General features: G+C 60.8%; 7 protein-coding genes and 1 pseudogene. 2 read left to right on the forward strand and 6 right to left on the reverse strand.

Going from position 1 to position 10576, the window contains the following annotated elements; translation table 11 throughout:
• Positions 1–1450 (reverse strand): annotated as a pseudogene (locus EN925_RS40120) (hypothetical protein); the annotation flags it as partial.
• A 223-nt stretch (positions 1451–1673) separates the two neighbouring features.
• Entirely contained in the window at positions 1674–2387 is a 714-nt protein-coding gene (locus tag EN925_RS08935) for a response regulator transcription factor (protein ID WP_127368707.1), read from the reverse strand.
• Positions 2388–2398: 11 nt separating this feature from the next.
• On the opposite strand from EN925_RS08935, the gene EN925_RS08940 reads away from it, so the two are divergent.
• The gene (locus EN925_RS08940; RefSeq protein WP_013529056.1) at positions 2399–4480 is read left to right on the forward strand and encodes a sensor histidine kinase; all 2082 of its coding nucleotides are present in this window, start codon (positions 2399–2401) and stop codon (positions 4478–4480) included.
• Positions 4481–5196: 716 nt separating this feature from the next.
• Here EN925_RS08940 and EN925_RS08950 read toward each other — a convergent pair.
• Both EN925_RS08950 and EN925_RS08955 read right to left on the reverse strand, forming a co-directional pair.
• Positions 5197–5796, reverse strand: coding sequence for an NADPH-dependent F420 reductase (locus EN925_RS08950; RefSeq protein ID WP_013529054.1), 600 nt, complete (start codon positions 5794–5796; stop codon positions 5197–5199).
• Between the two features lie 74 nt (positions 5797–5870).
• Positions 5871–6605 (reverse strand): SDR family oxidoreductase, encoded by a 735-nt coding sequence (locus tag EN925_RS08955; protein ID WP_024504244.1) that lies wholly within the window; start codon positions 6603–6605, stop codon positions 5871–5873.
• Between the two features lie 277 nt (positions 6606–6882).
• Here EN925_RS08955 and EN925_RS08960 point away from each other — a divergent pair, with 277 nt between their 5' ends.
• Positions 6883–7779, forward strand: a complete 897-nt coding sequence (locus EN925_RS08960; RefSeq protein WP_127368810.1) for a LysR family transcriptional regulator — start codon at positions 6883–6885, stop codon at positions 7777–7779.
• Between the two features lie 277 nt (positions 7780–8056).
• On the opposite strand, the gene recQ is transcribed toward EN925_RS08960, so the two are convergent.
• Both recQ and EN925_RS08970 read right to left on the reverse strand, forming a co-directional pair.
• Entirely contained in the window at positions 8057–9898 is a 1842-nt protein-coding gene (gene recQ / locus EN925_RS08965) for a DNA helicase RecQ (protein WP_127368811.1), read from the reverse strand.
• Positions 9898–10576: sulfotransferase (locus EN925_RS08970; RefSeq protein ID WP_128336466.1), on the reverse strand; the 679-nt coding region annotated here is incomplete at its 5' end. The genes recQ and EN925_RS08970, both read right to left, overlap by 1 nt.

Raw genomic sequence — 10576 nt, forward strand, 5'->3', positions numbered from 1 at the left:
GCGCTCCAGGTGTCCCGTCCGATCCGGGCAGTCCGACAGGCCCAGCAGGTCCGCCAGGTCCCTCCGCGCCGGGCGCGCCGGGAGGTCCAGACGCGCCGGTATCGCCGGGCGCTCCAGGTGTCCCGTCCGATCCGGGCAGTCCGACAGGCCCAGCAGGTCCGCCAGGTCCCTCCGCGCCGGGCGCGCCGGGAGGTCCAGACGCGCCGGGCACTCCAGGCGTACCAGCCTCGCCGGGTGCGCCAGGCGCCCCCGGCTGTCCCCAAACATTGGTGGAAGGCGTCGGCAAGTTGCCAACGTCTTTTACGATGTGCGATGGAAGGAAGTCGCCACGATCACGCTGAATCAAGGAACGACCTGGCTTGTCGGCATAATAATCGTTCTGACCATCTGTGACCGCGCACTCGAAATTCTGGTCCGGATCCTTGCAGAAGACTGTCTTCGGGGCGCTTCGATCGCCATTGGTGCCGAAGTGGAATCTCAAACCGGCCATCGCAGAAAAATCGCCGCTTGAGGAGACGTCGCTGTTCGTCAGATCGAAGCTGAAATCACTGTAGATAGAAGTCGCTATCCCGCTTCCGAACTCGGTCAGGTACTCGGCGCCGCCAACAAGTTGCGTTCTACCACCAAAGGCGTCGCGATGACGCAGGCCGCCATTAACCTTGAAGTTATCCGTAGGATAGTACCCGACCCTGCCTTCGGCGAACGGGCTGACGTCCTCTTCAAGTGAGTTCCATTCTATACCGGCAAGTCCCTCAAGCGTGACCCGGCCCAGATAGTACTGGCCTTCAACGCCGAGCTTGCCTTCGACATAACCGTTTTCAAGAACTCCACCATCATCGTAACCACCTCCGCCGTGAAGGTAGCTTCCATACAGACCCAGCGCCCCAACTTTCGGATCACGGCGGAACAGATGCGCGGCGGCACCTGTGAAGTTACTGTTTGGCGTCACGCCACCAATCGCATCGACCTGGAAGCCGTATTTTTCACCGAGCGGGAGCGCCACGGAACCGTCGGTAAAGGCATACGGGTCGTGACCGTTGGTTCCCGCGCCGAATCCGACACGCACATTGGGCGCGGCAACGGCACGAGTGTCGGATTGCGGATTTGACAGGTACATGCGCCTCTCAACCGAGGATAGCGCAGCCATCTCGCGACTCTGGGCCACCGAACCCCTGAGGGTGGCCAATTCTTCTTTAACCTGAGCAGTCTCGGCGTAGGCGGCCTCAAGTTTGCGCGCCATCTGCTTCTGATTTCGCTGCAGGTCCAAAATCATCTGATAGAGTTGTTCGTTGCTTGGCGCCCCGGCTAGCGCGGGGGTAATCGCGACATAGATGGATGCGAACGTTAGAATAGAACAACTGGCAAATAAAATTCTCTTATGCTGCCGCATCCCGCACCCCTTCTGCGCACCGCCGCCCTCGTTATCTACCTCGCCATGCGCACGATACATTCCTGTTCGATTATGCATAGAATGCGAGCCATCTAACGAATGCGGATTTATCCAACCCTTTCCTTGAAGTAATTAATCTCGCGATTATTCACAATCGCAGTAACTGTCATATCCTTACACTTACTGTCAGTCGCTTGAGGATGCTTCTCGAATTCCTTCCCTGTCATCTTCCAAATTGATGAGATCGGCAATCTTCTCTCTGGACAGGGTCGGCACGATCATTCTAATCGGGGAAGGCGAAGCCTGACCCGCGAATTGCGTGCAAGGGGAGAAGCATGTCGGATTTCTTGGCTCTTCGACGCAGCCGGCTCACGATGGTGTCCAGGTGGGCATAGTTGAAGTCATAGATGTCTGCGCCCATGGCTTCGACGAGCGCGCGGCGATCGACGGTCTTGCCACGCTCACTGAACAAGCGTTCCAAAAAATGCCGTTCCGAGGTGGTCAAGCGAAGGCGATGGCCCATGCCGTCGGTAAGCACCCAGCCGCCTTCCTCCAGGGCCCATCGTGGGGCCGGAGACCACGAAGGGGCGCGGCGCCTGTTGAGACGTTCATTGACCGCCATCACCGTGGCAGCAAGCTCCCGAACATCAATGGGTTTGACGAGGTAAGCGTCAGCGCCCGCTTCAAGACCATTGAGCCGGTCGTCGATGGAACTCCGGGCCGTCGCCATGACGATCCCGACCGATTGTAAGGCCCGCAAATGGGTAGCTATGGAAAGGCCGTCTTCGCCCTCCAGGCCAATGTCGAGAATGACGATTTCAGCCGGCTTGGCGGCACAGGCTCGGTAGAGGGCGGCAGCATTGTGGAATCCATGTACGTTCAGGCCCAATCTGGATAGTCCGAAGACCATCTCCTCGCGGAAATCCCTGTCGTCATCGACAAGATAAACAAGGGGGGAGATCACGACATCGCCATGCTTGTAGCCTTCTCCGATCATCTACGGACCCCATGCAGCAATCTGATACCATTCGATTTCATTTATTCGCCGCATTGTCTATATTGTTTGTGTGTCTTGTGCCGCAAACGTTATGGGCGCTTCCGCTGAAACCGACGGACGGCCTCAAGGCTCCGGTTTCACTCAGCGGTCACCTCGCAATCTTTCATGATCCCACCGGCGCGCTCACGTTCAATGATATCGTTTCCAAGCGCTCCAACATCCAGTTCGAACCCATCCCTTCGATGCTCACGCAGGGCTATCAAAAGGGCGCAATCTGGGCCCGGTTCTCCCTGTCTGCCTCCACGGCTCCAAGGCAATGGCTGCTGCAGGTAGAACGGCCCTTGATCGAACACATCACGCTGTATGTCTCTGACGGGGCGGGAGGTTATTCGGTCTTGCCCCCTGACCGACTCAACCTAGGGGATGGAGCAGACGCCGACGCATATCCGGCCGTCTTCCCAATTTCCGTGCCGTCCACCCGAACCGATTATTACATCCGACTCCAATCGTCGACCTCGATCACGACTTCGCTGAACCTTTGGCAGAGTCAAGGCTATGAAGAGTATCGCCGATCCGACGATTGGGTCATGGGCATGGTGGTTGGCGCGATTTTCGTCATGATCTTCACCAATTTTCTGTATGCCGTATGGCTCCGGGATTCTTTATATCTTCTATACATCGCGGTTATCATAGAGTCTGGCCTAATAAGTCTCTTCCACATGGGATACGCATCCGAAATTCTGAGGTCTCTAGAGCCGAAAACCATACACCTCATTTGGGGTATTATCGTTTGCTTATACAGTATAGTGCTGATATTATTTTTATCTAGACTGTTTGATTTTCACCGCCAATTGATCTGGGCGTGGCGCATCTCCCAGGGCGTTGTACTGCTCAATGGCATCGCCTTGGCTTTTGCGATTGTGGGACGCTACGGCGACGTCGGGTTTTTCGTATCGCGACTGCAGCAGCTGTCTCTCATCTTCATTTCGCTGCTGGTGCTCTATCTGCTCATTGTGCGGCGACGGTATCAATATCTGCTGTCGGCGATTGCATTTTTGAGCGTAATCTCTGTCATGCTGGTGATGCAGATGATGTATACTGGGGCCAACCCGTTCCAACTGGATGGCTCTTTGTCCAGATTCTTGGCCGGCGGGACCGTGATTCACCTGGCGTTGCTCAGCGCGGCCGTCGCGAAGAGAACGCGGCTTGCCGAGCGCAGCTTGAGCGAGGAAAAGGACCGCGTCATCGCAGTGTCGCGCTTGGCCGAGCAGGAGCTGACTATCAAGGTGCGCGAAAGGACCGCTGAGCTTGGGGAAAGAAACACCTCGCTCATGGTGGAAGTGGATCGACGTCACCTGCTTGAACTCAAGCTCAGGCAGGCTCTGGACACCGCCAACGATGCTCTGGCTCAGCAGCGGGACTTTGTGGCCTTGGTATCTCATGAGTTTCGCGGCCCGTTGGCCGTCATCTCTGCCGCCGCCGACAATCTGTCATCTTCTGCAGGTGAAAGCGCCGACAATATCAAGTTGCGCACCACAAGGATCCGCCAGACCGTCAAAAGGATGTCATCGCTGATTGAAAACGTCCTAGCCTTCGACCGGCTCAATGGCGGGCACGAAACTCTTCCCAGGATCAAGATGTTCGACCTGAATGAGGTTTTGCGCGCCGCCGAAGCGGGGTTGGATGATGCTGCGGCCGGACGTGTTAGCTTCACTCACGGCGATGAAGTGATTGTGAAAGGTGACCGCAACCTGCTGGAGATTGTGATACAAAATCTGATCCAGAACGCCCTGAAATACTCATCGGTGACCAGCTCTGTGACGATCCGGCTGTCGACTGAGCAGGGCGTGGCGTTTGTACACGTGGCGGATCAGGGCTCTGGCGTAGCGCCCGACGACCACGAGTTCATATTCATGAGGTACTATCGCGCCGCGGGCCAACTGGTAAACGGCTCCGGTTTAGGGCTCTACATTTCACGCGAGATCGCCCGGCAGCATGGCGGCGGTCTCATACTGGCCGCCAGCGACGTCAACGGGTCGACATTCCGCCTCTCACTGCCCGTCGAGCGGAACTGGCCTGCCCCTGAAAAGTGATCCCCCTGACATATGGCCTTTGGGCCGAACCAGGACTGAAGAAAATGGCCGGAAAGAGACACAGTTGCGGCCGCTCATTGTCTACCGTTAACCTCCGGCAAATCTTGCGGATCTGGTAGAGAGGCGGCGATAGAGCCGCTCGAGCCGGGACACTCTGGCCTTCGCGGAGGCCGTAAAGCTTCGGCGATGGGCAGGCCCATTCGGCATCTCCGCACATCGCTTCTGTCCGCAAGCGCAGCCATGCCGCCGTGAATTTACCAGCCGGTTTAGCCCAAATGGGGAAGAGGCCCGGCCCACGATCTCGTAACGGTTGGTTCGCCGAACCCAGTTAGGAGACCACGATGCGCAAAGCCTCTCTCGCCATCGCAGCTTTCTTCAGCCTTGCCACTGTTGCATCGGCATGCGTGTCGATGGACGGCAACGTCGTCGTAAACAACTGCAATTGTCGCGTCATGGGAAATTACAAAGGCTCGGATGGCAGTTGGGGTGGCTTCGGCCCCATCCGCGCGAGCGGCCGTGAGGCAACTCCCAAAAGATGCGATGCCGGCTGGGACATCAGCTTTTGCAACTACGATTCCTGGGTGGCAGGCACATGTCGGCCGAAGGATCCCAGGCAGATGTAAGCTTTCAAGCATGTCACTTCGCGCGCTTGGCTCGTTGCCGACGATGTGGCCGGCATCGAACGCCTGCCACTCTGTCGGCGCACGATAAATCCGTTACTGCTCCTTCTTGAACAGGTCCTGGAAGATCAGCTGGCCCCAAGTGCGGCCGCGTGCGTGCACCAGCGTGCCGCCCTCGTTGAGCTTCCCCAGCTTGACCGGTGCGAACCCGAGTTGTCTGGCCAAGGCCGCCACGGGAGCGATCGCGTCCTCGTCGTCGCTCGATAGAAAGACGACCCGGTGCCCGCCCTCGACGATCGGATCGGCAGCCAGGGTGGCCGCAATCAGGTGATTGAAGCCTTTGACGAGCTTGGCGCCGGTGAACGCCTTCGCGACGAAGGCGGAGGACGGCAGACCGTCCAGCTCTTCGGGGACTGGAAACACGTTCGTCGCGTCGATGATCGTCTTGCCTTCCCAGCTTGGCAGCGCCTTCGCGACATCCGGGTGCGATTCAAAGCGGACAGCCAAAAAGATGATGTCCGCCTTGACGGCGTCCGCCAGTGTTTTCGGGATGATCGTGGGTCCGATCGCGGCCGCGTCGGATGCAAAGCTTTCCGGGTCGCGCGTGGTTGCCACGGACACTTCGAGGCCCTTGCGGGCAAATGCCTTGGCAAGAGCCTGGCCGATCTTGCCGAAGCCGATAATTGCGTAGCTCATGTATACTCTCCTTCAGTTTACCAGGCCCTGCGGGCTCGGGATATCGAATGGAATGAACGGCGGGGCGTAGCGGGTCAGATTTGCGCCAAGCCCCCGTCGACGGCGACCTCGCTGGCAGTCATGAAGCTGCTGTCGGGCGACGCGAGAAACGCAGCCGCCGCCCCGATCTCCGCTGGATCGGCCATACGCTGAAGCGGATTCATCGAGGCGAAGACCTTCAAGCCCTCCTCGCCTATCGCTGCCTTCGCGAGTTCGGTCGCCGTCGGCCCGGGCGACAGCACGTTTACCCGGATGCCGGTGCCTTTCAGGTCTTCCGCCCAGGTCCGCGCGAGGTTGCGCACGGCCGCCTTGCTCGCGCTATAGACGCTGAATGCGGGCGCGCCCGTGGTGCCGGCGCTCGATCCGGTCAGGATAATCGAACCGCCCTCGCCCATCAGCGGCAGCGCCTTCTGGACCGTGAAGATCGTACCCTTCACATTGGTGTTGAAGGTTTCGTCAATGTGCTCGGCGGTGAGCTTGCCGAGCGGAAGCAGGCTTCCCACCCCGGCGTTGGCGAAGATGATGTCGAGGCTTCCGCGCTCGGCCTTCACCGCCGCGTAGAGCCGATCAAGGTCGGCCTCATCCGAGACCGAGCCCTTCACCGCGCGGGCATTGGGCCCGAGCTCGGCCACAGCGGCGTCTAGCGCTTCCTGCCGGCGGCCGAAGATGAAGACGAAGGCGCCCTCCTCGATGAAGCGCTTTGCAGCGGCGAGGCCGATGCCGGTGGCACCACCCGTTATAACCGCAACCTTACCGTCCAGTTTTCCCATGACTTAATCCTTCCAGGCTCTGTCTTTGGTCGTTCGGGGACGCCCCGAGAACCTCTAGATGGGCCCGCCGGGGTCGCGCGGTGAGTGCGGAAGCGCGCACATCGGTGGTGCAGAATCGATCCGCTTTCAGGATTGACGCCAGCCCGCGACGATCCGTGTCCGCCGTTCGGAATAGCGTCGCCCTTGTCGACACAAGCCACGATATCCCGTCCCTACTGCTGTAGGATGTGTTAGATACGGGCTTTGGAAGGCGCACCGCGCGGTGCCGGATTGCACCATGATCGACTGGGATGACGTTCGCTACTTTCTAGCCGTCGCACGCGGAGGCTCGGTGCGGGCTGCCGGCGCGCAGCTCGGGGTGAATCACTCGACCGTGCTGCGACGCATCGCACAGCTTGAGGAACGCCTCGGGGCGCAAATGTTCGAAAAGCTGCCTTCGGGCTACCGCCTGACCGCTGCGGGCGAGGAGGTCCTCGAGCTCGCGAACCAGATGGAAGCGTCGTCGCACCAGCTGGAGACGCGCGTCTTCGGGCGCGACCAGAGCGTACGCGGACTTCTGCGGGTGACGCTGGCACCGCCCCTCGCGACGCACCTGCTCATGCCGGACTTCGCCGATTTCGCGTACGTGCATCCAGACATCGAGATGGAAATCCTGTCGTCCGGCGAACTGGCAAATCTGACCAACCGAGAGGCCGACGTGGCGATCCGCGTCGTCTACGACCGCAAAACCCTGCCGCTCAATCTTCACGGCCTGAAGGGAGCGGAGGTGTTTGGCGGCGTCTACATGTCCCGCGACCGCCTGGCCGCGTGGCGTGCGGGCGCACCTGATCCCATCCGGTGGATCGTCATAAGCGTTCATGGAATTCCAGAGTGGGCCAGCGCGGGTGAGGTTGGCACCACGGGAGTTCCATTCAGGATCACGGACGCCGAGGCGCAGATCGTTGCCGTACGGCAAGGTCTCGGGATCACGACACTGCCGTGCTTCGTCGGAGATGCCGACCCCCTGCTGGTGAGGGTGCCGGGCACCGACCTGCACCTGTACGGAACGCTCTGGCTTCTCACACATGGGGAGACACGCAAGACGAAGCGCGTGCGGCTCTTCACTGAGTTCGTATCCCGCAGGCTCGCCGCCCACGCTCCGCTTCTCGCGGGACTGTCCACATCGCGCGACTGACGCCCGGCGGGTCGCCCGCGACGCTTGCAGTGGATAGGTGCCTGCAAGCGGACAGCGGCATCTATTGCGGTTGCAGATGCTCGGCCATGAAGTCGATGCACGCCTCGGTCTGGGCCTGATCTGTCGACCGGCCGGCCAGAAAACGTTGAACTAATCGGTCCCTGGGGGGGCATGGGCGGTGGAGGAATGGGCGGCGGCGGCACAGGAGGTTTCGGAACGGATGCCTTCTCCGAAGATCCCTCTGCTTCACGGCGCGTGACCAGTCGCTGATCTGACCTCAGGCCGCCTCACCCGACCGGTGCTCGGCAATCGCACTCAGAAAAACCTGGCCGAATTCCTTGAGCTTTGCCGCCCCAACCCCATTCACTTCGGCGAAGGCGTCGAGGTCGTGCGGGCGGCGCTCGGCCATGTCGATCAGCGTGCGATCGGAGAACACCACATAGGCCGGCACCTGGCGCTCCTTGGCGAGCCGCAGGCGCAAGGATTTGAGCGCGGCCAGTAGCCCGGTGTCCACAGCCGACTGCCCGAGATCCTGCCAGGAGCGCATCTTGCCGCGCAAGGCGCGGCTGCGTACCTCGACACGATAATGGAACGGCACCTCGCCACGGCCAAGCGCATGACCCTTTTCGGCGATGGCGAGGCCGCCATGACCGGCCGGATCCGGCATCAGGAACCCGCCGGCGACGAGTTGCCGGATCAGCGACAGCCAGAAATCCTTCTTGTGCGCCAGACCACTGCCGAAACTCGTGAGCCTCTGGTGGTTCCTGGCAAGCACCTTCTCGGTTTCATGGCCGAGCAGGATGTCGATGATATGGCCGGCACCGAAACGCTCACCGCTCTGGGCGATCGCCGTCAGGATGATCCGACCCTCGGCTCCGCCATCGGCGCGCGGTGCCTGGTCGAGGCAGGTGTCGCAATTGCCGCAAGGCTGCGCTTCCTCGCCGAAATAGCCGAGCAGCACCTGGCGGCGGCACTGCGCCGTCTCGCAATAGCCGATCAGCGTGTCGAGCCGGCCATGCGAGCGCCTCTTGTGCTCGGGCGGCGCATCCTCGTCGTCGATGAACATCCTGCGCATGCGGATATCGCCCAGGCCGAACAGCATATGCGCCTCGGCGTCCCGCCCATCGCGGCCGGCGCGGCCTATCTCCTGGTAGTAGGCCTCCAGGCTGCCCGGCATGTCGGTGTGGAAGACATAGGCGACGTCAGGCTTGTCGATGCCCATGCCGAAGGCGATGGTCGCCACCATGACGACGCCGGACAAGGTCATGAAGCTGTTCTGGTTGGCGTCACGCGCCTCCTTGCTCATGCCGGCATGATAGGCGAGCGCGGTGACACCGTTCTTCTCGAGGAAGGCCGCCATCTCCTCCGTCTTCTTGCGCGACAGGCAATAGACGATGCCGCTGCGGCCGGGATGGCGCTCGACGAAGCGCAGCAATTGCCGCTTGCTGTCCTGCTTGGCCTCAATGGCAAGCTTGATGTTCGGCCTGTCGAAGCCCAGCACCAGGGTCTCGACGCGCTCGGCAAACAGCCGGGATTCGATGTCGGTGCGCGTGCCTTCGTCCGCCGTTGCCGTCAGCGCGATGATCGGCACGCTGGGAAAGATGCCGCGCAGACGCGACAGGTCCTCGTATTCGCGCCGGAACGCCGGCCCCCATTGCGAGATACAATGCGCCTCGTCGACGGCGATCAGGCTGATATCGAGCCTGGCCAGCGCCTCGAGCATCCGTTCGGTCATCAACCGCTCCGGCGCGAGATAGAGCAGGCGCGTCTGGCCCGAGGCGACGCGACGCCATGCGGCAATATTGGCATCGCGGTCGATCGAGGAATTGATCGTATCGGCGGCCACGCCGGCAAGCCGCAAGGCGGCGACCTGATCCTGCATCAGCGCCACCAGCGGCGAAACGACAATGGTGAGCCCGCCCAGGACAAGCGCCGGCACCTGGTAGCAGAGCGATTTGCCGGCACCAGTCGGCATGACAGCCAGCACATGACGCCCGGCCAGCAACGCGTCCATGACATCGGCCTGCCCGGGGCGAAAATCATCGAAGCCGAACACGTCCTTCAGCACGCGCCGCTTGGGATCCAGCTCTTCTGTCGCGAGGGCCGCCGGTGCCTGCATCACCGCGCGTCCACGGTCGGCGTGCTTATTGGCATGTCATAGCCGAACTCGGCGCAGAAACGCTGGACGCGGGCGAGAAATGCCGGGGGCAGGCCGCCGAGATAGGTCCTGAATTCTTCATTCCGTTCCCATTTTCTCAACGAAGCCACCCGGATCGGATTGTCCGGGTCCTCGCTGAAACGAATGCGCGGTGTCAGTCCGAATGACTGCGCGATTCTGTCCTGCTGCGCATCGGGCGCGCCGATCATGTCTTCGTAGCGGACGAAAAGGATCTGCCGGTGCGGTTGTGCCTTCTTCAGCCGGATCAGCGCGTCGTATTCGGTCAGCCAGCGTTGCGGCGTGACGTGGAACCGACGCTGGTTGCGTGTTTGCGGATGCGAACTTGTCAGCGTGTCGAATGGATGGCGCGCGCAATAGATCAAGCCGATGGAGGTCGGTAGCTTCGCCAGATGCGCAAAACCGCGCGCATCGCGCTTGACGACGAGGTTCGATTCCGGCCGGTCCAACATGTCCAGCATTGCGTATCGCGCTTCGGGCGGATGGACGAAAATGTCCTCGAAACACCTCATCAGCCGCTGTGTCAGCGTCGTCCCGCTGCGTGCGCAGCCCGAAATGAAAATTCTGTTGGCGGGCGTCGCGCGTGCATATGTGCGTCTTTGCATGCGCTGTCTCAGAGAC

Source organism: Mesorhizobium sp. M7A.F.Ca.US.006.04.2.1 (assembly GCF_004022915.1).
Taxonomy (GTDB): domain Bacteria; phylum Pseudomonadota; class Alphaproteobacteria; order Rhizobiales; family Rhizobiaceae; genus Mesorhizobium; species Mesorhizobium ciceri.